This window comes from Oceanisphaera ostreae, assembly GCF_042676125.1.
In the GTDB taxonomy this organism is placed as follows: Bacteria; Pseudomonadota; Gammaproteobacteria; order Enterobacterales; family Aeromonadaceae; genus Oceanimonas; species Oceanimonas ostreae.
Genome location: NZ_JBHTJS010000004.1, coordinates 13,404 through 37,027, shown reverse-complemented (window position 1 = coordinate 37,027; position 23,624 = coordinate 13,404). Strand labels below are relative to the sequence as shown.

General features: G+C 49.9%; 18 protein-coding genes. 9 read left to right on the top strand and 9 right to left on the bottom strand.

Annotated features, from left to right (window positions below):
* The first annotated feature begins 5 nt into the window (after positions 1 to 5).
* From rapZ to mgtE, 3 genes are read left to right on the top strand one after another with little or no spacing between them, the layout of a single operon-like run.
* On the top strand, positions 6 to 872 hold the full coding sequence (gene rapZ, locus ACFQ1C_RS01860) for an RNase adapter RapZ (RefSeq protein WP_379556834.1): 867 nt from the start codon (positions 6 to 8) through the stop codon (positions 870 to 872).
* Complete coding sequence (locus tag ACFQ1C_RS01855) at positions 859 to 1,134, top strand: HPr family phosphocarrier protein (protein ID WP_379556833.1); 276 nt, start codon at positions 859 to 861, stop codon at positions 1,132 to 1,134. The genes rapZ and ACFQ1C_RS01855 overlap by 14 nt, the downstream gene beginning before the upstream one ends.
* A 46-nt stretch (positions 1,135 to 1,180) precedes the next feature.
* On the top strand, positions 1,181 to 2,542 hold the full coding sequence (mgtE, locus tag ACFQ1C_RS01850; RefSeq protein WP_379556832.1) for a magnesium transporter: 1,362 nt from the start codon (positions 1,181 to 1,183) through the stop codon (positions 2,540 to 2,542).
* A gap of 523 nt (positions 2,543 to 3,065) precedes the next feature.
* On the opposite strand, the gene pmbA is transcribed toward mgtE, so the two are convergent.
* Complete coding sequence (pmbA, locus tag ACFQ1C_RS01845; RefSeq protein ID WP_379556831.1) at positions 3,066 to 4,406, bottom strand: metalloprotease PmbA; 1,341 nt, start codon at positions 4,404 to 4,406, stop codon at positions 3,066 to 3,068.
* Positions 4,407 to 4,509: 103 nt separating this feature from the next.
* Here pmbA and yjgA point away from each other — a divergent pair, with 103 nt between their 5' ends.
* On the top strand, positions 4,510 to 5,040 hold the full coding sequence (yjgA, locus tag ACFQ1C_RS01840) for a ribosome biogenesis factor YjgA (protein WP_379556830.1): 531 nt from the start codon (positions 4,510 to 4,512) through the stop codon (positions 5,038 to 5,040).
* Between the two features lie 202 nt (positions 5,041 to 5,242).
* On the opposite strand, the gene ACFQ1C_RS01835 is transcribed toward yjgA, so the two are convergent.
* The 4 genes from ACFQ1C_RS01835 to prfB all read right to left on the bottom strand — a co-directional run bounded on the left by ACFQ1C_RS01835 (position 5,243) and on the right by prfB (position 11,038).
* Positions 5,243 to 6,214, bottom strand: coding sequence for a GGDEF domain-containing protein (locus ACFQ1C_RS01835; RefSeq protein WP_379556829.1), 972 nt, complete (start codon positions 6,212 to 6,214; stop codon positions 5,243 to 5,245).
* Between the two features lie 337 nt (positions 6,215 to 6,551).
* On the bottom strand, positions 6,552 to 8,078 hold the full coding sequence (locus ACFQ1C_RS01830; RefSeq protein WP_379556828.1) for an FMN-binding glutamate synthase family protein: 1,527 nt from the start codon (positions 8,076 to 8,078) through the stop codon (positions 6,552 to 6,554).
* Positions 8,079 to 8,429: 351 nt separating this feature from the next.
* Positions 8,430 to 9,917 carry a lysine--tRNA ligase gene (gene lysS / locus ACFQ1C_RS01825; RefSeq protein WP_379556827.1) on the bottom strand — a complete coding sequence of 496 codons (1,488 nt, stop codon included), beginning with the start codon at positions 9,915 to 9,917 and terminating at the stop codon, positions 8,430 to 8,432.
* Between the two features lie 22 nt (positions 9,918 to 9,939).
* Positions 9,940 to 11,038 (bottom strand): peptide chain release factor 2 gene (gene prfB, locus ACFQ1C_RS01820; protein ID WP_379556826.1). Its coding sequence is split into 2 segments (ribosomal slippage): positions 9,940 to 10,962 and positions 10,964 to 11,038, totalling 1,098 coding nucleotides; the frame shifts between segments, so codons are not numbered across the junction.
* A gap of 194 nt (positions 11,039 to 11,232) precedes the next feature.
* On the opposite strand from prfB, the gene ACFQ1C_RS01815 reads away from it, so the two are divergent.
* Both ACFQ1C_RS01815 and ACFQ1C_RS01810 read left to right on the top strand, forming a co-directional pair.
* Entirely contained in the window at positions 11,233 to 13,113 is a 1,881-nt protein-coding gene (locus ACFQ1C_RS01815) for a methyl-accepting chemotaxis protein (protein ID WP_379556825.1), read from the top strand.
* A gap of 210 nt (positions 13,114 to 13,323) precedes the next feature.
* Positions 13,324 to 15,204 carry a methyl-accepting chemotaxis protein gene (locus ACFQ1C_RS01810; RefSeq protein WP_379556824.1) on the top strand — a complete coding sequence of 627 codons (1,881 nt, stop codon included), beginning with the start codon at positions 13,324 to 13,326 and terminating at the stop codon, positions 15,202 to 15,204.
* A 136-nt stretch (positions 15,205 to 15,340) separates the two neighbouring features.
* Here ACFQ1C_RS01810 and recJ read toward each other — a convergent pair whose 3' ends face one another.
* Positions 15,341 to 17,071 (bottom strand): single-stranded-DNA-specific exonuclease RecJ, encoded by a 1,731-nt coding sequence (gene recJ, locus ACFQ1C_RS01805; RefSeq protein ID WP_379556823.1) that lies wholly within the window; start codon positions 17,069 to 17,071, stop codon positions 15,341 to 15,343.
* 443 nt (positions 17,072 to 17,514) lie between these two features.
* Positions 17,515 to 18,402 carry a site-specific tyrosine recombinase XerD gene (xerD, locus tag ACFQ1C_RS01800; RefSeq protein WP_379556822.1) on the bottom strand — a complete coding sequence of 296 codons (888 nt, stop codon included), beginning with the start codon at positions 18,400 to 18,402 and terminating at the stop codon, positions 17,515 to 17,517.
* 100 nt (positions 18,403 to 18,502) lie between these two features.
* Between xerD and fldB the strand changes: the two genes are divergently transcribed.
* Positions 18,503 to 19,018: a flavodoxin FldB gene (gene fldB / locus ACFQ1C_RS01795; RefSeq protein WP_379556821.1), complete on the top strand. Its 516-nt coding sequence runs from the start codon at positions 18,503 to 18,505 to the stop codon at positions 19,016 to 19,018.
* Positions 19,019 to 19,302: 284 nt separating this feature from the next.
* Here fldB and brnQ read toward each other — a convergent pair whose 3' ends face one another.
* Complete coding sequence (brnQ, locus tag ACFQ1C_RS01790) at positions 19,303 to 20,607, bottom strand: branched-chain amino acid transport system II carrier protein (protein WP_379556820.1); 1,305 nt, start codon at positions 20,605 to 20,607, stop codon at positions 19,303 to 19,305.
* A gap of 165 nt (positions 20,608 to 20,772) precedes the next feature.
* A complete protein-coding gene (locus tag ACFQ1C_RS01785; RefSeq protein WP_379556819.1) occupies positions 20,773 to 21,492 on the bottom strand; it encodes a tRNA1(Val) (adenine(37)-N6)-methyltransferase in 720 nt (239 codons plus the stop codon).
* Positions 21,493 to 21,563: 71 nt separating this feature from the next.
* Between ACFQ1C_RS01785 and srmB the strand changes: the two genes are divergently transcribed.
* Together srmB and ACFQ1C_RS01775 are read left to right on the top strand one after the other, a co-directional pair.
* The gene (gene srmB / locus ACFQ1C_RS01780; protein ID WP_379556818.1) at positions 21,564 to 22,925 is read left to right on the top strand and encodes an ATP-dependent RNA helicase SrmB; all 1,362 of its coding nucleotides are present in this window, start codon (positions 21,564 to 21,566) and stop codon (positions 22,923 to 22,925) included.
* A 401-nt stretch (positions 22,926 to 23,326) separates the two neighbouring features.
* Positions 23,327 to 23,491 (top strand): hypothetical protein, encoded by a 165-nt coding sequence (locus ACFQ1C_RS01775; protein WP_379556817.1) that lies wholly within the window; start codon positions 23,327 to 23,329, stop codon positions 23,489 to 23,491.
* The last annotated feature ends 133 nt before the right edge of the window (positions 23,492 to 23,624 follow it).

The following is a 23,624-nucleotide window of genomic DNA, read 5'->3' as shown; positions in this document are numbered from 1 at the left end:
ATACTATGCAGCTGGTAATCGTCAGTGGTCGTTCTGGTTCGGGAAAAACCGTAGCACTGCGGGTACTCGAGGATTTGGGCTATTACTGTGTCGATAATCTGCCGGTAGAACTCTTACCCGATCTGGTGAAAATGCGCCGCGATAAGCCTGGCGAGGTGGCGGTGAGTGTTGACGTGCGCAACCTGCCCGACAGCAGCGAGAAAATGGAAACCTGTTTAGCCGAAGTCCGAGAGATGGACGGCGTGAGTTTATCCAATATCTTTATTGACGCCGACAATGCGGCCCTTATTCGCCGCTTTGGCGATACGCGCCGGCTTCACCCCTTGTCTCGACTTAGTCTCACCTTAGACGAAGCCATTCGCCAAGAAACGCACTTATTAGCGCCCTTATCCTCAGCGGCTGATTTACGTATCGATACCTCAGATCTCAGCATTCATGATCTCAGCGAAATTATTCGCGCCCGTATTTTAGGTAAAAAAGAGCGCGAGCTAAATTGGGTGTTTGAATCTTTTGGCTATAAGTATGGGATATCTCAAGATGCAGACTTCGTATTTGATGCCCGCTTTCTGCCCAATCCGCACTGGATAGCCGAGCTAAGACCCTTTACCGGCCGAGACGAGCCGGTAGCCGATTATTTAAACAGTCAGCTCGAGGTCACTAAATATTTGTGGCAAATAGAAAATCTACTAGTCACGTGGATGCCTCACCTTGAACGCAACAACCGCAGCTACGTTACCGTGGCCATTGGTTGCACAGGTGGTAAACACAGATCGGTATATTTAGTGGAGCAGCTGACACAATCATTCAAAAAAATGGGTAAGAGTGTACAGTTACGTCACCGCACTCTGGAAAAACACCATGTTGAGGGTTGAACGCGACCTAAAAATCGTTAACAAACTCGGTTTGCATGCTCGTGCGGCTATTCAGTTAGTACAATTAACCCAACAATTTGATGCCGTAGTTACGGTGTGTAGCCAAGAAAAGCAGGCCCCCGCTAATAGCGTGATGGGCCTACTCATGCTTGAAACCGCTCAAGGTCACGCCATTCGAGTGGTCGCCGAAGGGCAAGATGCTGAAGCGGCCATGAACGCCGTTTCTCGCCTCGTCGCCGACCGCTTCAACGAGGCTGAATAACGGCCTATTTAGTTCTAGCCGTTCTATATTTAAAGCGGGAGCCCGGATGACAGAGTCATCAGAAAAATTTAGTACACCGGATCATCTGGACGCCATCACCCAAGCTCTTAATAGCGGCATGTTCGTACATGTACGCCGTCAGTTGCAGCAAATGCGCCCAGGTGACGTCGCTTGGTTATTAGAAGCGTCTCCCACTCCTAGCCGTAAAGTACTTTGGCAGTTGATTGACCCTGATGAATACGGCGAAATACTAGAAGAATTATCAGAAGAAGTCAGAGACGGCATTGTTCGCCTCATGGACCCGCATCGACTGGCTACCGCACTGGAAGATATGGAGTCGGACGATCTGGCCGATGTGTTGCGCGACCTACCTGAGCCGCTGTTAAATCAGGTGCTCACGCAAATGGACGAACAAGACCGACTGCGAGCACAACAGGCACTATCGTATCCAGAAGACACCGCAGGCTCCATGATGAACACCGAGTTCATTAGCCTGCGAGCCGATATTAGCATTGAAGTGGTGTTGCGTTATTTACGCTTGCATCACCAATTGCCCGAAGGTACTGACACCCTGTATGTGGTGGATCAACACAATCGATTACTGGGTGATATTTCACTAGCAAGCTTAGTGGTGCAAGACCCCGACACCACGGTGGCCAAAGCCATGGACACCCAAGTGGAAGCCATTCCCCTAACCATGACCGATACCGAAGTGGCTAACCTGTTCGAACGTCACGACTGGCTGTCGGCTCCGGTCGTGGATGATAACTATCAATTGCTGGGTCGTATCACCATCGATGATGTGGTGGATATTATTCGGGAAGATGGCGAGCACACCATGATGGGCATGGCCAAAATGGACGACGACGAAGATACCTTCGCGCCCGTGATCACCAGTGCTCGACGTCGCTCAATATGGCTCACCGTCAACTTGGGCACCGCCTTGTTGGCCGCTAGTGTCTCCAGTATGTTTGAAGCCACACTATCGCAACTGGCAACCTTGGCCGTATTAATGACCATAGTGCCTTCTATGGGCGGCATTGCCGGTAACCAAACGCTAGCATTGGTTATCCGTGGTATGGCCGTCGGTCATATCGGTGACAGCAACGCCCGCTGGTTACTCACTAAAGAGGCATTAGTCGGCTTAATTAATGGCATATTATGGGCGCTTATGGTGGCGGTGGTAGTTGGCTTTTGGAAAGATAGCTGGCAAATAGGCATGGTGCTCGGCTTGGCAATGTTCATCAACCTCTCGGTTGCTGGCATAGCTGGGGCCGCTATTCCGCTGATTATGCGCAAATACAACATAGACCCAGCATTGGCCGGCTCTATGGCGCTGAGTACTATTACCGACATCATCGGCCTACTGTCTTTCTTAGGCCTAGCCACCTTGATCTTAATTAATTAATTCAGCGCCGCTTTAAAGCTGTTAAGAGTGAAGTGTGAAGAGTAAAGGACGAGCTTATACCCCCCCCCTTCAACGACGGATTCGGTAGTATGTCTGGTCTCTGTTTCATGTCGTCCTCTTCACTCTTTACGCTTCACCCATTACGGCTCTTTTGTAGGCGAACGCTTGCTCTCGCATTACGCCGGAGGCGGAAATCTTTAAAACCTAAACACCAAACCTAAAGATATATCTGCCACGGAATACACGGAACCCACGGAAAAGAGATCTTGATGGTAAGTGCTGAGACTAGACTCGTGCAAAAGTGACAGGCGAAACAGAGACTGAATATGCAGGTTGGTTTGGATATGGTCTTTGTTTGATGTCGTCCTCTTCACTCTTTCCGCTTCACCCTTCACGGCTCTTTTGGTGCCCAAATAAAAAGCACCGTATCCTTAGATACGGTGCTTTAACTGACCGCGATGGCTTGCAGCTGCCCGAAGGGCTATGTTTTATCTTTAGCTAGGTGCTTGGCGCCGGGCGCTGTCTATTGCCCACCAATCTTCATTTCACCAATTAACACCGAGCCGGTTTGTAGGCTAGAGCGCAGTTCGGTATCGGTACCTATAGCTTGAATGCCGGCAAACATGTCTTTTAAATTACCCGCGATGGTAATTTCTTCTACCGGGTAAGCAATTTCACCGTTTTCTACCCAGAAGCCCGCCGCGCCGCGCGAATAATCGCCGGTCACAATATTAACGCCTTGGCCCATGAGTTCCGTCACTAGCAAGCCGGTGCCCATCATTTTTAGTAACTGCTCTAGGCTTTGACCCGTGTTAGCCACCGTCCAGTTATGAATGCCACCCGCATGACCGGTAGGCTCCATATTCATCTTGCGTGCCGCATAGCTGGGCAGTAAATAGGTTTGCAGCCTGCCCTGCTCAATAATACGGCGCTCAGTAGTACGCACGCCTTCATTATCGAACGGTGAGCTGGCCAAGCCTTTATGCAAATGCGGCTGTTCGTGTATATCGAACCACTCAGGGAAAATACGCTCGCCCAACGAATCCAGCAAAAAAGATGACTGGCGATACAAGTTACCGCCGCTAATGCCCATCACTAGGTGGCCAAACAAGCTGCCGGCGACATCGGGATGAAACAGCACCGGCGCGCAGGTGGTGCCCAGTTTACGCGCCCCTAAGCGGCCTAGGGTGCGGCTAACGGCCTCATCGGCGACTTGCTCTGGTGTCCAAAGGTCATCGAAGCTGCGAGCTGAGGTATAGCCATATTCACGCTGCATGTCACCATTTTGTTCGCCAATCAGCACACAACTCATACCAAAGCGGCTGCCGGCATAGCCTTTAATAAAGCCATGGCTGTTGCCGTAGACTTTAATGCCCAAATTAGTAGAAAAGCTAGCGCCGTCAGACTGCTTAATGCGCGGGTCACGCCCCAGCGCTTGCTGCTCGCAGCGCAACGCCAGTTCGATGCCGTCGCTAGGCTCTAACGGGTGAGGAAAGCACAACTCTAATTCGGGGGCATCCCAGGCCAACGCGTCGGCTGGCGCCAAACCAGAAAAGGGGTCTTCTGTGGTGTAGCGCGAAATATCCATCGCGGCGGCCACCGTGCGGGCAATGGCATCGGGACGTAAATCAGACGTAGAGGCCGAGCCTTTACGGCCGTCTCGGTACACGGCAATCCCTAGGGCACCGTCTTTATTAAACTCAATATTTTCTAATTCGCCATTGCGGGTGTTCACCGACAAACCGGTTTGTTTGCTGATCGACACCTCGGCGGTATCGGCACCTAAGCGCTTAGCACTGGCTAGAGCTTGCTCTACTGCCAGCTCTAGCTGGCGCTGTTCGTTTTGAATATCTGCTGGGGTCATAATTAATATCGCTGGCTCAGTTTGCAGTTAGCATAACAGACCCCTGCGCGCCTTGGGAGAAGCTGTTAATATATATGTAATTCTTAATAAAGACGGAAAAACTATGCGCCACCATAATGATGCCCCAGAGAAAGATGAAGAGATTGAATGGGTAAGCAAAAGCGAGATGAAGCGAGAAAGCCATGCTTTGCGAAAGCTGGGTGAGACGCTGGTGAAACTGCAACCCCATGAATTAGCTAAGGTACCGCTAGAGGACGACTTGAAAGAGGCGATTGAGCTGGCGCACCGTTTGCACAATAAACGCGAGGGTCTGCGCCGCCACATGTCCTATCTTGGCAGGTTGATCCGTACCCGCGATATTACGGACATTCAAAAAGCCCTCGCCGGTTTCGAACATAAAAGCACCGCCAGCAACGCTAAGTTCCATAAATTGGAGCTGTGGCGAGACCGTTTGATCAAAGAAGGCGACAAAGGAGTGAATGCACTTTTGTCTGAACACCGCCAACTAGACCGACAAAAGTTGCGCCAACTGGCTCGCATCGGTCGCAAAGAACTCGCCGCCGACCTACCGCCCGTCGCCTACCGCGAATTGTTCCAATATTTGAAAACAAATATTGGGGAAGAAGAAAAATAGCGCCGAGCTAAAAAGCACCGCCCTTAAAGGCGGTGTTTTTTTATACCAAACTAACGATGGTCTATTTAGCGACTCTGTAACGGTCGACAAAGAATCTACCCAGCGGTCTCTGGGTGCTGAACTTAAACCAAAAGCGATATGCTGATTGTCGCAAGCTCGTCAGGATGTCGGCCAAACGCACATCTACAACAGCTCCAAGAGACTATTCATCGCTGAATATCACACAGTCTCGGCCGTTTGCCTTGGCTTGATAAAGCGCTTCATCTGCACTTTTTAACCAGCTATCTGCCGTGGTACCCGGCACCCACGCAGTTATACCATATGAAACTGTTACTTCTTTGCCATCGGGTGTTTTCAACTCTTTTTTAATGGCAATTCTAAGGTTATTGATAAACGCTTGTGGGTCTTTAATCTCGGGGATCAAAAGTACAAATTCTTCTCCACCGAATCGATAAAAACGATCGTATTCACGAATGTTCGCCGTGGTAATCGTCACAAGATTTTGCAGCACTTGGTCACCAACGTCGTGGCCATACTTATCGTTTACCACTTTAAAATGATCCAAATCTAAGAGCGCTAACATATACGGAGTCGCTTTACGCTCGGATATAGATAAGGCTTCCGCTATGTCGGAGCTTAAAGCGCGTCGATTCAAGGCACCTGTTAGTGCATCAACAGTATTCATGATCTCTAGTAAATGAAATTGCTTCTCACTACGGTTGGCGTATACAAAGGTCGTTAATGACACCATCAACATAGTTATAACAAAGGAATTTAGCGGAATAACGTCAAAAACATCAGGCAAGAATAAGCAAACGACCATTAACACAGCATTAATAGAAAGCGCTTCGATCGGTTTTACCATGAAAAAAGTACTGGCAATAACAGGATACACCCATAAAAAACTATCAATCCCATTAACAACCACAATGGCAATAACACCGCCATTGATAAATAACGCCACGATCCCACTCACCACCCGCGTTTTTTTGGTGCGAATCGCATAACCTACTAACGTTATAATGCCGAGCACCAGCACTAAATCAATAATTGCAGCGGTGATGTTGTCTTGAAGATAACGTAAATACGCAAATGGAGTAATACCCAAAACAGATACCACCCCGAGTAGCGATAGTACCGAAAGCCTATGCTGTTCTTGTAGCTGATTCCTCATAATATCCTCGGAGTAAACAACATTATTTTGCTAATCAGAGTGGTACACAAACAAGCTAAAATACTTAGATATCTGCAAATGCTAAATTCTACAGTAACATACTGTTAACACTTTAGCGCTTAGCATAAAATAAATAATTGGGACAACTTTAGCCGCCACAACATGACAGGAAGTCAGATTGTGGCCGCCGCTGGGGGTGGCTACAAAAGACGGTGTTAGCAGCTAGCGTAGATGTAGAACGGCACTAAATACTTGGGATCAAAAAAGGCGTGAGAGTTATTAGCCTCACGCCTTTTCATTTACTCCTACCCGGCTCTAAAAATTACTGAGCGTTATATTAATTACCCTTTTCCATGATTTCAGGCTTTAAGCGACGCGATGTTTCTGGATAAAGCAGGTTAAGTGCTACAGCCCCCCCATCGACCACGACCGCTGCATGCTCGCGTGTGAGTTGCCTAGGCTCCGTCACTCCACAAGAGTGCGCAATACTTTCTACTTCATGTACTAGGTTGTTATGGTAGTTAGCAATGCGAATCGCTTTTACATCGGGTACTAGACCTTGTTGTAAGCGGGGGTTATGAGTGGTTATACCGGTTGGGCAGGTATTTTTATTGCATTGCAGGGCTTGAATGCACCCCAGCCCAAACAAGAAGCCTCGCGCTGACACAACAAAGTCTGCCCCCATGCAAATCGCGACGGCTACTTCGGTTGGGTTTATTAGTTTGCCAGAAGCAATAACGCGAATACGTTCTTTTAAATTATTTCGAATAAGCTGATTAACTAACAGTGGCAGGCTATCTCTCAGTGGTAAACCAACACTGTCCATTAACGGCATGGGCGCGGCACCAGTGCCACCATCGGAACTGTCTAGCGTTATAAAGTCGGGTGCTGAGTCTGCTCCTCTGGCGTTAACGTTCTCACAAAATTCTTTTAGCCAATGGGTGGTACCCAGTACCAATTTAAAACCAACCGGCTTGCCGGTGACTTCCCGCACATGAGCAACAAAATCGAGCAGAGTATCAATACTGCTAATTTCTGGGTGGCGGTTGGGACTAATAGAAGCTAGGCCTTCTGGAATACCACGGGTTTCGGCAATTTCAGCGGTTACTTTTTCAGCGGGGAGTATGCCGCCTTTACCCGGCTTAGCTCCTTGTGAGAGCTTGATTTCAAACATTTTTACCTGCTCAAGGTCGGCCAAGGCTTTTAGTTTCGCATCATCCAGTTTGCCTTGTTCATCACAAACGCCGTATTTAGCCGTACCAATTTGAAAAACCAGATCGCCGCCGCCTTCTAGGTGGTATTTAGACAAACCACCTTCGCCAGTATTCATCCAGCAGCCGGCTTTAGCGGCCCCCATGGACAAGGCTTGAATAGCCGGTTTAGACAAGGCACCAAAACTCATGGCTGAAATATTAAAAAACGACGGGGCATCGTAAGGAATACGGCAGTGGGTACCGATCCGTATCGGCTGGGTTTGTGCAGCATCTTCTTCCAATGTTGGAAAAGGGCAGTTTAAGAAGTAGTAGGTGCCGGGTTTGGCTAAGTCTCGTGTCGAGCCGAACGCGACTGTGTTATCTACATTTTTAGCGGCCCGATATACCCAAGAGCGCTGCGCACGGTTAAAGGGCATTTCTTCCCTGTCCATAGCAAAGAAATACTGGCGTAAAAATTCACCTAGATGCTCAAAAACATAGCGAAAGCGGCCAATAATTGGGTAATTTCGGCGGATGCTATGCACAGTTTGGCGCTTATCTGCGCGGTACATTCGAAATCCGATAATTGATAAGCCCAGAATCGTCAACAGTAATAATGTTCCAACTACGACGATAAAAATAACGGCTGCTTGTGTCCAACTCTCATTCATGGGGGCCATCTATCCGATTAACAATAAATCCGCACATGCTAGCCTGAAGTGACAGCTAAGGCCAATAAGGTATTAAAGAAGTTGCTAGTGAGTACCGATTTAGGAAACAACGCTCTGTGAACATGATCGGTAGAGGGTTTGGCATGGTGTGATCACCTTCGCCGCAGCTCGACGAGTTCGGCACTATTATGCAGAGCGTGGAAACGGGAAGATCCTGACGTTCACCAGAATGACGGCAAAAATAAAACGTCATATTTCAAAAACAACAAAGCCGACTCAAGGTCGGCTTTGTTTATTATGCTGTTCTGCCTTCTGCCCTACCCACTCGTACTTAAAGTGGAGGGAAAAGCCTTACTTCGCGCTGGGGCGCAAAGTTGGGAACAGAATGACGTCGCGGATGGTGTGTGAGTCTGTTAACAACATCACCAAACGGTCGATACCGATGCCTTGGCCGGCAGTCGGTGGTAAGCCGTGCTCGAGGGCGGTGATATAGTCTTCATCGAAGAACATGGCTTCGTCATCGCCGGCTTCTTTTTGATCCACTTGATCTTTAAAGCGCTGCTCTTGATCTTCGGCATCATTAAGCTCGGCAAAACCGTTAGCAATTTCACGACCACCAATAAAGAACTCGAAGCGTTCCGTAATGCTCGGATCGTTATCATCACGACGCGCCAGCGGCGATACTTCGGCTGGGTATTCGGTAATGAACGTCGGTTGGATCAAACGGTGCTCAACGGTTTCTTCGAAGATCTCGGTGATCACACGACCTAAGCCCCAGCTCTTCTCCGTCTTAATCTTCAAGTCTTTGGCGACTTCGGTGGCACTTTCTAAGGTAGCCAACTGCTCAACGGTCACCTCAGGATTGAACTCTAAAATAGAGTTCTTCATGCTCAAACGCGCAAAAGGCTGTCCAAAGTCGAAGCTCTCTTCACCGTATTGCACAACCGAGCTGCCCAGCACCTGAGTGGTTACGGTGCGCAGCATGTCTTCGGTGAAGTCCATCAGATCCTGATAGTTAGCATACGCCCAGTAGAATTCCATCATAGTGAATTCTGGATTATGACGAGGAGACAGACCTTCGTTACGGAAGTTGCGGTTAATTTCGAATACTTTTTCGAATCCACCCACCACCAAGCGCTTCAAATACAGCTCGGGCGCAATACGCAGATACATGTCCATATCCAGCGCATTATGGTGAGTGATAAACGGGCGGGCCGAAGCACCACCTGGGATCACTTGCATCATGGGCGTTTCTACTTCCATGAAGTCGTGGCTATTCATAAACTGGCGAATGGCCGCAACCACTTTCGAGCGCACCTGGAAGGTGTGACGCGAGCTTTCGTTGGTGATCAAGTCAAGATAGCGCTGGCGATAACGCGTTTCTTGATCCGACAAACCGTGGAATTTTTCTGGCAACGGGCGCAAAGCTTTGGTCAGCAACTGGAATTGATCCATGCTCACGTACAAGTCGCCTTTGCCGGACTTGTGCAGTGTACCAGTGACACCAACGATGTCGCCAATGTCTAAGCCAGCGTACTGATCTTTAATAATTTTTTGCGCATCTTTAGTAGCGTAAGCCTGAATGCGGCCGCTCATATCTTGCAGCGCTAAAAAAGGACCACGCTTGGCCATAATACGGCCAGCAACCGACACTTCTTTACCCAATTCAACCAGCGCTTCTTTATCCAGTTCGCCAAACTCACTTTGTAAGTCGGCGCTCAAATGCTTGCGCTGAAAGTTATTAGGGTGGCCATTGGCCGGACAATCTTTGCGAATGTGATCAAGCTTGGCACGGCGCTCGGCGATCAGCTTATTTTCGTCTAGTAACTGCTCTGTCATGATTTGCCTTTATAAAAACTGATTAGAGTCCGGACTTGAGGCTGGCCTCAATAAACTTGTCCAAACCACCGTCGAGTACTGCCTGGGTGTTACTTGTTTCTACCCCAGTCCGTAAATCTTTGATGCGCGAGTCGTCCAACACGTAAGAGCGGATCTGACTGCCCCAGCCAATGTCAGACTTGCTGTCTTCCATGGCCTGCTTTTCTACATTCTGTTTTTGCAGCTCAAACTCATACAGTTTGGCTTTTAGCTGCTTCATCGCCTGATCGCGGTTTTTATGCTGAGATCGGTCGTTTTGGCACTGCACTACAATACCGGTCGGTTCGTGAGTAAGACGTACCGCCGAGTCGGTGCGGTTGACGTGCTGACCACCGGCACCCGAGGCGCGATAAGTATCTACTCGCAAATCGGACGGGTTGATATCTATTTGGATATCGTCATCAATTTCTGGATAGACGAAAGCCGAGCAAAATGACGTATGACGGCGCCCGCCAGAGTCAAACGGGGACTTACGCACTAAGCGATGCACGCCAGATTCGGTGCGCAACCAACCAAAGGCATATTCACCGCTAAATTTAATGGTTGCCGATTTAACACCGGCAACATCACCATCGGATAATTCGATAATCTCGGTTTTAAAACCGCTCGCTTCACCCCAGCGTAAATACATGCGCAACACCATGTCGCACCAATCTTGTGCTTCGGTACCGCCTGAGCCAGATTGTAGATCCATATAACAGTCAGAGGCATCGTTCTCGCCAGAGAACATGCGGCGAAACTCTAATTCAGCCAGCTTTTTATCTAGCACTGCCACATCGGCTTGCGCTTCTTCGAAGGTCTCTTCGTCTTCTTCTTCAACCGCCAGCTCAACCAGCTCGGCAATATCGACGACGCTTCGGTCTAACTCTTCAAGGGTATCGACAATGGTTTCTAGCGATGACCTTTCTTTACCCAGTGCTTGGGCACGCTCGGGCTTATTCCATACATCCGGCTGCTCTAGCTCGGCATTTACCTCTTCTAGACGCTCTTTTTTAGCGTCATAGTCAAAGGTACCCCCTAAGAAGCTGTGCCCGTTCAGACAGCTCCTTAAGTTTATTATTCACAGGGTTTACTTCAAACATGGGTCAAGTAACTCTCTATTGTACTGAGTGTATGTGGCGCTACGCCATCATCAGGATTCTGATTCTACCGAAAGCCGAGCATAAACGCAGCAGTGAGCGGCTACATTTTGTCACACCCGCAATATTAAAATTCAGTTAAAGTTCCCAAGGCAGCGGTCGATATTACAAACCCAGCCTGATGCCAGACATATAAAATGAATAAACTAAAATTAAAGCATAAGATTCTATTGAGTTTCATCGTTGCCATTACCATCACGGTCGCGGCTCTCAGTGCCGTCAGTTTTCACAACCTGAAAGCCAAGCTGTATGAAGACAGCGAAATTCTGGTCGCCAGCTTAAGCAAGCTTGAAGCAGAACAGATAACCCGCTGGTTTGATATACGCCAACGCATGTTGACCGCGGCTGGCCAGCAATTCGATAAGGCGCCTATGCCCGCTATGTTACAGGCACAAGTGGCTGGTCGCTTTCTCGCAAGCTACTTTGGTAGCAAAGACGGTGTGATGCACGACACCGACTCTTCTATTTATGACAACGATTACGACCCACGCAATCGCCCTTGGTATCAAGAGGCCGTACAAAAAAACGACGCCATTATTACTGCCCCGTATGAAGATGCCACAGGCTTAGGTACCGTAGTGTCTTTGGCCACTCCGGTTAAAGTTAACGGCCAACTCACCGGCGTAATGGCTGGTGACGTAGCCATTAGCAGCTTGATTGCAGATGTTAACGCCATTAAATTACCGGCCAAAGGCTATGCCATGATGCTGAGTAGCAATGGCAGCGTTATCGCCTATCACGATGAAGCGATGATCTTACAGTCCGCCACGCGCATCGACGACAACTTTACTGTGCGCAATCTCGCCACTTGGGTGCAAAACGAACAACTGTATAATGTGCAATTAAAAGACGAATCTAAGCTGGTCTATAGCCAAGCCGTGCCCGGCACCGACTGGCTGTTACTGATGGTGCTTGACCAAGCTGCACTGGAAGCTCCTTTAGCGCCCATGTTATTGCAACAGCTGGGCATCGCGACCTTAGTGGTGATTGCAGCGGTGGTACTGATCAGCTTATTAGTACAGTGGTTGCTGGCCCCCTTATTGCGCGTGTCTCAAGCGTTAGAACAAATTGCCAGCGGTAGAGGGGATTTAACCCGTCGTATCGATATTCAAAGCCAGGATGAAGTGGGCATGCTGGCCACTAACTTTAACTTGTTTGTTTCCAGCCAGGCCGAGCTGATTGGCCAGATCCGCAGCCAGGCTGAATATCTGGGCAGCAGTTCTGAGCAGGCCTCGGTACGCGCCAACCAGACGGTTACCGAGCTGGGCCGCCAGCAACAAGAAGTGACCATGGTGGCCACCGCCGTCACCGAAATGGCCTCGGCCACCCATGAAATTGCCAATAACGCCGAGCAAACGGCCACCGCGGCCCAGCAGTCGAGCAGCAGTACCGCCCATGGCAAACAGCAGGTGAATAAAACCCGCGACTCCATTCAGTTACTGTCACAGGAGATGATCCAGGCCACGGCCGTTATTCAACACCTAGACTTGCATGCCAAGGAAATCTCGAGCGTGTTGTCGAGCATTCAGGGCATTGCCGAGCAAACCAACCTGTTGGCGCTAAACGCCGCCATAGAAGCGGCCCGCGCCGGTGAGCAGGGTCGTGGCTTTGCGGTAGTGGCCGACGAAGTACGGGTGTTGTCGCAGCGCACTCATAAGTCGACCGAAGAAATTCAAAACACCATCACTACCTTGCAGCAAGCCACCAAAGAAGCCGTGCAGTTGATGGAAACCAGCCGCAATCTGGCCGAGTTGAGTGTTGAAGATGCAGAAGCGGCTGCCGATGCGCTCACCGAAATAACCACCGCCGTGAGCCTGATTTCGGACATGGCCAGCCAGATCGCCACCGCCGCCGAAGAGCAAAGTCAGGTGACCGGTGAAATCACCCAAAACACCACCGCCATCAAAGATGTTGCCGACGAGCTGGCCAACGATGCAGGGCAGTCACTCGCCCAGTCGAAAGACCTGCACAAGCAGGCCGGTGAGTTAAACGGTTTGGTCAGCGCTTTTATTCTATAACGGGTCAATAAAAAACAGCCATCCCGACTCTCGTTGGGATGGCTGTTTTTGTCTGGCTTGCTTCAATAGTTAATCGAATAGATCCCTATTGTGCTAGGTATTTGGCGTGCCGACGCCTCGATAGTTAAACAACATTAAAATTTAGTTAAAGCTTTCCTAGTTGCGGCCGATATCAGGCATCCCGCCTGTTGTCGTTGTTTAAGATCAAAAATGAACAAACTAAAATTAAAGCATAAGATTCTATTAAGTTTCATCATTGCCATAACCATCACGGTCGCGGCACTCAGTACCATCAGTTATCACAACCTGAAAGCCGAGCTGTATGAAGACAGCGAAACCCTAGTCGCTAGCTTGGGCAAACTTGAAGCAGAACAGATCACTCGCTGGTTTGACGTGCGTCAACGCATGCTCTCTGCCACCGCCCCCCACCTTGAGCAGGCTCTCCTGCCCGCCCTGCAACAAGCCAAGGAAGCCGGCCGCTTTCAGCTTAGCTACTTTGGCAGCATAGACGGCGTCATGTATGACGATGACCCCAGCATCGATCGCACCGGCTACGACCCGCGCAGCCGCCCCTGGTATAAACAGGCCATAGCAGAAAATAAAGCCATTATTACCTCACCTTATGAAGATGCCACCGGTCTAGGTACCGTCGTCACCTTGGCAGAGCCGGTGCGTACCTATGGCCAGGTCAGTGGTGTGATCGCGGGCGATATAGGTATCAGCAAGCTGATTGAAGATGTAAATGCCATTGAGTTGCCAGCCAAAGGCTATGCCATGATGCTGAGCGAAGATGGCACCATTATCGCCTATCAAAATGAGTCCATGATCCTGCAGCCTGCCAGCAGAATCGATGCCGACATTACCGTTAGCAATCAGAACAAGTGGCAACAAAGTGAGCGCCTGCATCCGGTGATACTAAAAGGTGAGCACAAGCTGGTATATAGTCAGGCCGTGCAAGGTACCAACTGGCAGTTAGTGATGGTGCTCGACCAGACTGCATTAGAAGCACCACTTACCCCTCTGTTACTGCAACAGCTCGGCATTGCCACTTTGGTAGTGATAGCGGCAACCATACTGATTAGTTTGTTAGTGCAATGGTTACTCGCGCCCTTGTTACGTGTCTCTCAGGCGCTAGAGCAAATTGCCGGTGGTAGAGGAGATCTTACTCGTCGCATCGACATTCAAAGTGAAGATGAGGTCGGCATACTAGCGACTAACTTCAATCGTTTTGTGGCCAGCCAAGCAGAGCTTATCGGTCAGATCCGCAGCCAAGCACAACAGTTAGGCGATAATGCAGATCAATCGTCCATTCGTGCCAACCAAACGGTTGCTGAGCTGGCTCGCCAGCAGCAAGAAGTGACCATGGTGGCGACAGCAGTAACTGAAATGGCCTCGGCTACGCAAGAAATTGCTAACAACGCAGAGCAAACCGCCGCCGCCGCTCAGCAGTCGATCGCCAGTACTGCCCACGGTAAACAGCAAGTAAATAAAACCCGTGATTCTATTCATTCGCTGTCAGAAGAAATGGTACAGGCCTCGGGCGTCATTAAGCGCTTAGACTTACACGCTAAAGAAATTTCCACCGTGTTGTCGACTATTCAAGGCATTGCCGAACAGACTAACCTGTTGGCCCTTAACGCCGCCATAGAAGCCGCTCGAGCAGGCGAACAAGGCCGAGGATTTGCCGTAGTGGCCGACGAGGTACGGGTGCTATCACAACGTACTCATAAGTCTACCGAAGAAATTCAGGTGACGATCACCACCTTGCAGCAGGCCACCAACGAAGCCGTGAAGCTGATGGAAACCAGCCGTAACTTGGCCGAATTGAGTGTAGAGGATGCAGAAGCCGCCACCACTGCTCTTACCGAAATCACTACTGCGGTGAGCCTGATTTCAGACATGGCGAGCCAAATTGCTACCGCCGCCGAAGAGCAGAGTCAGGTGACGGGTGAAATTACCCAAAACACCACCGCCATTAAAGATGTGGCGGATGACCTTGCCGACGATGCCGAGCTGTCTCTTGCTCAGTCGAAAGACTTAAGCAAACAGGCAGGAGAGCTAAATGGTTTGGTCAGCTCCTTTATCTTATAACTTGCCGCTATTTAAATAATGACCTAATAAATAACAACAGGGAGCCCATGGCTCCCTGTTTTGTTTAGCCTTTCAGGCAGTTTTACGTCACACGAGGTCTTTCTGACAGTTGTTTGCTTAAAACTGACGGCTCCGATTACAGTGGTGCTATTTTGTCCACCATCAGCTGCAGCGATTGTTTACCCCGCCACTCGTTGATATCCAGCTTATAGACTAGTTGCACCTTATTAATGGCGGCATTGGGCCATACGGTTAAGTCAATATTAAAGGCGATGGCATCGATTAAAGTACGTCCTTCATCGGCACTCAGCACTAATTTTAAGTGTTTCTCACCGACGAGGCGCTGCTTGATGACTCTAAAGTCGCCATCAAATAATGGTTCGGGAAACGACTGTCCCCAGGGGCCAGCGGCGCGCAGTTGCTCGGCAAGAGGGAGCGTTAGCTCGCTGGCGGTTAGCTCTCCATCACTTACAATTTCACCGGCTAATAACTCTGGGCTGACCCAGTCGGAGACTATTTTCTCAAATGCAGCTTTAAACGGCGCTAAAGCCGACTTACTCAGCGATAGACCCGCAGCCATGGCATGGCCGCCAAACTTATCAATGAGTCCTGGGTGTTCGCGGTCAACTGCCTCTAGCAAATCACGCAAATGCACGCCCGCAATGGAGCGCCCCGAGCCTTTTAGCTCATCGTCTCCGGCTTCGGCAAAGGCGATAACGGGTCTGTGATAGCGCTCTTTAATACGCGATGCCACTAATCCCACCACTCCCTGATGCCAATCATCTTGATGCAGTACCAAGCCGCAGGGTAACTCACCGTCACTTATGTGCACCTTGGTCAGTGTGGCCAATGCTTCGTGCTGCATGCTCGCCTCAATGGCCTTACGTTCGCGGTTAAGGTCATCCATCATGGCGGCCAGCTTGCGCGCTTCGTCTAGGTTTTCGCTAAGCAAGCACGCAACACCCATCGACATATCGTCGAGCCGTCCTACTGCATTCAGCCTTGGCCCTAAGGCAAAGCCGAGATCGCTGGCCACTAAGCGCGACTGATTACGCGCCGAAATATCGATCAACGCCTGAATACCGGGCCGCACTCGCGAAGCTCGCATCCGCTGCAAGCCTTGATGTACTAATACTCGATTATTTCCATCCAATGCCACCACGTCGGCCACAGTACCCAGCGCCACTAAATCTAGGTATTCGCCCATATTCGGCGCCGCAATACCAAGACGCGCAAACCAGCCGTGCTCGGTGAGGGCCGCGCGCAGCGCCAGCAACAGATAAAAGGCCACACCTACGCCAGCTAAATTTTTAGACGGAAAGTTACAGCCATGCTGATTAGGGTTCACGATGGCCGCCGCGTCGGGAATTTCATCTCCTGGCAGGTGATGGTCAGTGACAATCACCTGCATACCCAGCGCATTCGCCGCCGCCACGCCAGCGATGCTAGAGATACCGTTATCGACGGTGATCAGCAATTCGCCATTAAGCTTGGCCACTTCTTCAACCACTTTAGGGCTTAAGCCGTAGCCATAATCGAAGCGATTAGGCACCAAATATTGCACGCTGTTCGCCCCCATAGCCCGTAAGCCATGCACCATTAACGCCGAGCTGGTGGCCCCATCGCAGTCAAAATCGCCCACAATCACAATGTTGCGCTGCTCGGCGAGTGCTTTTTCTAGCACTTCCACGGCCTTGGCCATGCCTTTAAACTCAGGCTTCAGTAAGGTGGCGGCCCCAAGATTAAGCTGCTCGGGACTGACCACTCCTCGGCTGGCGTAGAGCCGCTGTATAATTGGCGAGAGGTCCGAAGGTAACTGATGAGGGGCGCTTACGCGGCGGCGAATAGTTAGGCGTGTAGAGGTCATATTAGAGGCTGGCATAAGGCTGTCACAATAGGCACTGGTTATTTAAACAGGAGAGCAACACTAACCGCCACGCCTCCATATTGCAATTTAAAGGACAGCGCCGTTCTGTGAAGAGTAAAGCGTGAAGAGTGAAGAAGACGAGATAGATATAAAGCCAGATCAAAACCTATTTCGCAACGGAACCCGCGAAATCCACGGAAAAATTAAGATGGGATAAGATCGAGCAGTGCCAAAACATTTTATTGGTAAGATCTAAAAGCCGTAAGCGAAGGTAAAAGTGGTGTCTGTAGCTTTGCGGAGTAGGCTCATCTATTAGTTAGTAGCCAAACCCAATTGCCCCCTCCAGATTAGATCTCTATTTTTCCGCGGATTTCGTGGGTTCCGTTGCGAGAAAGTCTTTAGTCTTTAAAGCTCATGTTTAGCTTGGCGCCGGGCGCTGCGCGTTACCCCCTCGGGTGATGTTCTTCATGCAAGGCATTAAGGCGATGGGTGGCGACGTGGGTGTAAATTTGGGTGGTGGATAGGTCGGAATGACCGAGTAGCATTTGTACTACTCGTAAGTCGGCACCGTGATTAAGTAAATGGGTGGCAAAAGCGTGGCGCAGGGTATGCGGCGACAGATCTCCAGTAATACTGGCACGTTGTGCGTATAACTTAATGCGATGCCAAAAGGTTTGGCGCGTCATTTGTCGCGCGCGGCGCGACGGAAACACCACATCTGAAGGTTGCTCGCCCAAAAGGCTAGCTCGCGCTTCTTTTAAATATCGCTCTAGCCAGTGCAACGCTTCTTCCCCCATAGGAACTAAGCGTTCTTTATTGCCCTTACCCGTTACCCGCACTAAGCCTTGGCGTAAGCTAACGCTTTCCATCGACAAGCTCACTAACTCAGTGACCCGCAAGCCAGTCGCATATAACAGCTCTAACATGGCTTTATCACGCAGCTCTAATGGATTTTCTACATCTGGCGCTTGCAGCAGATTAAGCACCTGCTGCTCACTTAAATCTTTAGGCAGTCGCTTGGGCAGTTTAGGTCCAGCAATCAAAATACTAGGATCATCAACGCGTAGTTGCTCACGGTGCAAATACTGAAAAAAGCGGCGCAGTACACTGAGCATGCGCGCCGTGCTACTAGCTTTAAAGCCTAGGTCTAGGCGATGGGCTAAATACTGTTGCAAGGTTAGGCCATCGACAGCCAGTAAGCTGCTGCCGGTTTTATCCAGCCAAACGGCGAAGTGCGATAAATCACTCCGATAAGATGCCAGCGTATTATCTGATAATCCCTTTTCTAACCAAAGCGTATCAACAAACTGCTCTATTAATGGATAACTCATTATGGCTCCAGATTCTTATGGCAGATTGCGACGGCAGACTCTGCTCATAGAAAAGCTTCTGTTATGATAGTTCCATTGTCTGAAGCGATAACGGAATCCCATGAATATCGGTTTATTTTACGGCTCAACGACCTGCTATACCGAGATCGCAGCCGAAAAAATTGGCGAACAACTCGGAGCTGGCCTAGTTGACTTGCATAATATCAAGGATGTGCCGCTGGTGCGCGCGCAAGACTACCCGATTGTTATTTTCGGCATTTCCACTTGGGACTTTGGCGAATTACAAGAAGACTGGGAATCCCACTGGGGCGATATAGACAGCCTCAACCTAGAAGGCCATGTGGTGGCACTATTTGGCATGGGCGATCAATTGGGCTATGGCGAATGGTTTCAAGATGCGCTGGGCTTATTACACGATAAAGTGGTAGCCCAAGGCGCCACCGTAGTTGGTTATTGGCCGAACATTGGCTATGAGTTTGAAGCATCTAAAGCGCTCACTGCCGACGGCGACTACTTTGTCGGCTTGTCACTGGATGAAGCCAACCAATACGAGGATACCGCTCCCCGCATCGAAATGTGGGTAGCGCAGTTATTGGAAGAAATTTCGGTGCTTTAATTGAAGAGCGTGAAGAGTGAAGTGTAAAGAGGACGACACCGAACCTGCAGACTCGGCGTTTGTCTTATGTAGAGCAGCGGTGTTTTGTAAGGCCCCATGTTTTATGTAGGGCCCAATGAATTGGCCCCTACAAACCGTTACCCGAAGGTCTTACTCTTACCAATAAGATCACTTACTTGGTATTTTTCGCTCTTATCCCATCTTAATTTTCCGTGGGCTCCGTGACTCTCGTAACAAAGAAGCGTGGCGAAAATATTTTTAGTCTTTAAGCTCTGTTTTACCCTTCACGCTTTACCCTTCACCGCATTGGCTGGCATTGCTAGGCCTATCACGGTAGCTATACAGGTAGGTAACACCCAAGCCATGCCGATATCAAACATCGGTAGCAAAGCGAAGGTGCTCATACTTAGGCCGACCGCATGCAAGCCATCCATAATGCCAAAGGCCAAGGCCACCGCCATAATTAACCGATAAGAAAATATCGGTGAGCGCATCAAGGGCCGCAAATACGTAGCCAGCACCAAAGCCACCGCTACCGGATAAAACGCCACTAGCACCGGAACCGACACCGTAATCAAGGTATCCAGCCCCACGTTCGCCACCAACATGCAGGCCAAGGCATTAATGACTACCCAGATGCGATAGCTGAGCTTATCGGTTAGGCGATGAAAGTAATCGGCGCAAGCAGAGACCAACCCTACAGCCGTCGTCAAGCAAGCCAGCGACACTATGGCCGCCAAAATCCATAAACCCGGAGCACCAAATAGCGACAATACATAGGCACTGATGATCTCGGCACCCGTCGTTGCCGAATCAGCCACGCCTAAGCTGGTGCCGCCTAAAATAAACAACGACACGTAAACAAACCCTAAACCGACGGCGGCAATCAAGGCCGCTATCATCAAGTAACGAGATTGAGTGCGACTATCGGTTACGCCTTTGTCACGCAACACATCCAAAATAAACATACCAAAGATCAACGCCGCGAAGGTGTCCATGGTGTTATAGCCTTCAATAAAGCCTTTGACGAAGGGGTCGGTTAAATACGCCTCAGACACCGGCGGCTGTGTGCCTTGCGGACTGATAAATACCGCCAGCGCCAACCCTATCAATAACAGCAGTAAAATCGGTGTTAATACCTTGCCCACCGCATCCAACAAACGGCCTTGGTTAAGTGACACCAATAGCACCAAACCAAAAAAGCCGAGGGTATAAAGAGTAAGCGCCGCTTGGCCTGGGTCGGTAAGAAAAGGCTTTAAGCTCATCTCATACGCCACTAAGCCGGTACGCGGAGCGGCAAAGGCAGGACCAATAATAATAAAGATAGCGCTGGCCATCACGGTGATGACTAAAGGCGGTAAATAACGGCCCATAGTGGGCAAGCCGCCCCCAGCCAGCGCAGCTGCAACCAAAGTGACCAGAGGCAAACCGACGCCGGTGATTAAGAAGCCCGCCATGGCGCTGGGTAAATGTTCTCCGGCTAAAAAACCGGTCATCGGCGGGAAGATAATATTTCCCGCACCCAAGAAAAAGGCAAAGGTCATAAAACCTAAGCCCAATACATCAAACGTGGATAACGACTTATTCACTACAAACCTCATTGCGGGCAGCTGGCACAATGCTAGCCTCGTTTGAGAACAAACGATAATAATGGGACGACTTACCACCAGAGACTTATCGTAAAATGCTAGTTTCTAACGGCCGCCGAGCAGATTGGTAGCATAATGATGTGGTAAGTAGATTCAAGGCAAAATTTACATCTTAAGGTAGAAAGGCGATACCAGAGACACATACGACTCGCTATAAGCCCCATCACTCGTATTAATGAGCAATTTATCAGCGCTCTCACCGCATTTAACGCAACTAAAACGTAATAAAAAACGCTGCGCCGCCTTACCTTCCTTAGTAATTACCGCCAGTTTTTCTGCCGTATAAAAGCCATGAACAGCCGCTTGCGCTAGTGCTTCTTCTAATGCTTGGGTAGGCAATACCAGCATCAAGCTGCCTGCTTCACTCAGCAAACGCCGACTATGACAGAATAACTCGGCCAAGCTCAGGCTACCGGTATGGCGGGCTTTACCACGGGCCGCGTCGGCAAAGTCTTGGCCGTGGGCAAAGTAAGGCGGATTACTCACTATCACATCAAAGGGGATGGCCGAATACTGCTGCAAAGCGCCCTGCACTATTTCGACCTGTTTCGCCCACGGTGAAGCCTGCACATTGGCGGCGGCTTGCAAAGCGGCGGCTTCATCAAGCTCTAATCCAATAATATTAACCGCAGGCTCGGTACGCTGCGCCAGCCGCTGTGCAAGCATAAGAGCGATCAAGCCTGATCCGGTTCCTATGTCTAAAATTCGCCAAGCTCCGCCCACGTTTGCCCAAGCACCAAGCAATATTGCGTCGGTGCCCACCTTCATCGCACAACGGTCATGATTGATGTGAAACCGCTTAAATGTAAAACCACGACTACTCATGTTGATCCTGTCAGGTTTTTTGTTCGGAATTCCCCTATAATACCCGCCTTTTAGGCTGACCGAGACCGATCATGAGCAGTATGACCTTCGAGCAACTGGAACTGGATCCCATCCTAGTCCGCGCATTGACAGACATGGGCTACACCAAACCGACCACAATTCAGAGCCAAGTCATCCCCGAAGCCATGAGCGGACGGGACATTATGGCCTCTGCTCCTACCGGCACCGGCAAGACGGCGGCGTTTTTATTACCGATTTGTCAGCACCTGCTGGACTTTCCTCGCCGCCAAGCCGGCCCAGCTCGGATCTTAATTTTAACGCCCACCCGAGAGCTGGCGATTCAAATTGGCGAGGATGCGAAAAAAATCGCCAAGCACACCGCATTACGCGTTGAGGTAATCACCGGTGGCGTGCACGAAAGTCAGCACCTTCCGGCACTGACCAAAACCACCGATATTGTGGTGGCCACGCCGGGTCGACTGCTGCAGTACATTGATGCAGAAACCTTTGACTGCCGTGATATCGAAATGCTGGTGTTGGATGAAGCCGACCGCATGCTGGATATGGGCTTTATTAAAGACGTAGACCGCATTGCCGCCGAAGCCCGCTGGCGTCGTCAGACCATGCTATTTTCAGCCACCCTAGAAGGCCGTGGCTTAATGAGCTTTTCCGCCGACTTGCTGAAAGCACCCGTTGAACTTAGCGCCGAGCCACCACGCAGCGAGCGCAAAAAAATTAATCAATGGGTACATTTAGCCGATAACCCCGAGCATAAATTTGCACTATTAACGAATTTATTGCGCCAGCCAGACGTGACACGCAGCATTATTTTCGTGAAAACTCGCGACCGGTTAATGGAGTTGGCTAGCCGACTACAGCAAGAAGGCTTACATAATGCCTGGCTGCGTGGTGAAATGGACCAAGAAAAGCGCATTGAAGCGCTAAGCCGTTTTCGTATTGGCCGAGTTAATATTTTGGTCGCGACCGACGTCGCATCACGCGGAATCGACTTGCCACAAGTGAGTCATGTTATTAACTATGACCTGCCCCGCACCGCCGATGTTTACGTGCATCGTATTGGCCGTACCGGCCGAGCTGGTGAAAAAGGCACTGCGATTAGCCTAGTAGAAGCGCACGATATGCCGCTGCTGGTCCGCATAGAGAAATACATCGAAGAGCCGCTTAAGCGCCGCTTTATTGAAGGTCTTCGCCCTCTGCATAAAGAAGCCAAAGTGGCTTCGCGTAAGAGAAAAGACGGTGACAGTAAGACAAAGAAAAAGCTAGAGCCCGTTAAAAAAGAAAAAGTACGTTCAAGAGACACTAAAGCTAAGGGCAAACCAAAATGGGCCATCGCTAAAGCCGAAGCCGGTGCTAAAGCCTACAAGGCAAAGAAGCCCAGCAAAAAGCCTGCTAGCGACGACAGCAACGAGTAAATATAAATACCGTGAGGGTGAGGCGTAAGCAGTGAGGTGTTATACCAGCACCTCGCCTTACGCCTTACGCCTTACGCCTTACGCCTTACGCCTTACGCCTTACGCCTTACGCCTTACGCACCTCATTATCCGCCGCCTCTTGCTGCCAGTCAGCTCATTGTGTTTATAGTTTTTCTGCGCAAAATTGGCCGACTGAAGTGGCCTCTCCAAAAACAGGCCTTTGTAGCGAACCCACTGATTTACATATAAAGAGTGTCGGGACGGTTTTGGACCGGCGCTGTATCAGTACTTTTTTGAACTGACAACTTATGGCTTACCGCTGCCTTTTCGTTTCATCCTCAACTGTTTTGTCTACACTTAATGTCACTAACGCTCTGTATCTCATCAAGCAGGATGACCTTATGTTATTAAAACATTATTCAGGGCCCGAGCGGCGCCAGCAGCAAAGACGATACATATTGGATCGACGAGATTTACTACGTTGGCCACCCGAAGATCAAGAGCGCCGTATGCAGGCAACGGGCCGGCGTAAACTCGATCAGGCCAAAAGCGTGTGGGTTCAATAACAATTCGGCGACACTCTAACCATAAAAAAACCGGCCCATTAGGACCGGTCAAAAATGAAGAAGAGAGTATTCAAATTCAGTAAGCACATTAAGTAAGAGCGCAGCCTAGCCAAAAGGTTCCGTCTTTTTTAAA

Excerpts from the sequence above, each read along its gene's own strand:
- rapZ (WP_379556834.1), top strand. The coding sequence starts at position 6 with ATGCAGCTGGTAATCGTCAGTGGTCGTTCTGGTTCGGGAAAAACCGTA.
- ACFQ1C_RS01855 (WP_379556833.1), top strand. The coding sequence starts at position 859 with ATGTTGAGGGTTGAACGCGACCTAAAAATCGTTAACAAACTCGGTTTG.
- mgtE (WP_379556832.1), top strand. The coding sequence starts at position 1,181 with ATGACAGAGTCATCAGAAAAATTTAGTACACCGGATCATCTGGACGCC.
- pmbA (WP_379556831.1), bottom strand. The coding sequence starts at position 4,406 with ATGACCCCAGCAGATATTCAAAACGAACAGCGCCAGCTAGAGCTGGCA.
- yjgA (WP_379556830.1), top strand. The coding sequence starts at position 4,510 with ATGCGCCACCATAATGATGCCCCAGAGAAAGATGAAGAGATTGAATGG.
- ACFQ1C_RS01835 (WP_379556829.1), bottom strand. The coding sequence starts at position 6,214 with ATGAGGAATCAGCTACAAGAACAGCATAGGCTTTCGGTACTATCGCTA.
- ACFQ1C_RS01830 (WP_379556828.1), bottom strand. The coding sequence starts at position 8,078 with ATGAATGAGAGTTGGACACAAGCAGCCGTTATTTTTATCGTCGTAGTT.
- lysS (WP_379556827.1), bottom strand. The coding sequence starts at position 9,917 with ATGACAGAGCAGTTACTAGACGAAAATAAGCTGATCGCCGAGCGCCGT.
- ACFQ1C_RS01815 (WP_379556825.1), top strand. The coding sequence starts at position 11,233 with ATGAATAAACTAAAATTAAAGCATAAGATTCTATTGAGTTTCATCGTT.
- ACFQ1C_RS01810 (WP_379556824.1), top strand. The coding sequence starts at position 13,324 with ATGAACAAACTAAAATTAAAGCATAAGATTCTATTAAGTTTCATCATT.
- recJ (WP_379556823.1), bottom strand. The coding sequence starts at position 17,071 with ATGACCTCTACACGCCTAACTATTCGCCGCCGCGTAAGCGCCCCTCAT.
- xerD (WP_379556822.1), bottom strand. The coding sequence starts at position 18,402 with ATGAGTTATCCATTAATAGAGCAGTTTGTTGATACGCTTTGGTTAGAA.
- fldB (WP_379556821.1), top strand. The coding sequence starts at position 18,503 with ATGAATATCGGTTTATTTTACGGCTCAACGACCTGCTATACCGAGATC.
- ACFQ1C_RS01785 (WP_379556819.1), bottom strand. The coding sequence starts at position 21,492 with ATGAGTAGTCGTGGTTTTACATTTAAGCGGTTTCACATCAATCATGAC.
- srmB (WP_379556818.1), top strand. The coding sequence starts at position 21,564 with ATGAGCAGTATGACCTTCGAGCAACTGGAACTGGATCCCATCCTAGTC.
- ACFQ1C_RS01775 (WP_379556817.1), top strand. The coding sequence starts at position 23,327 with ATGTTATTAAAACATTATTCAGGGCCCGAGCGGCGCCAGCAGCAAAGA.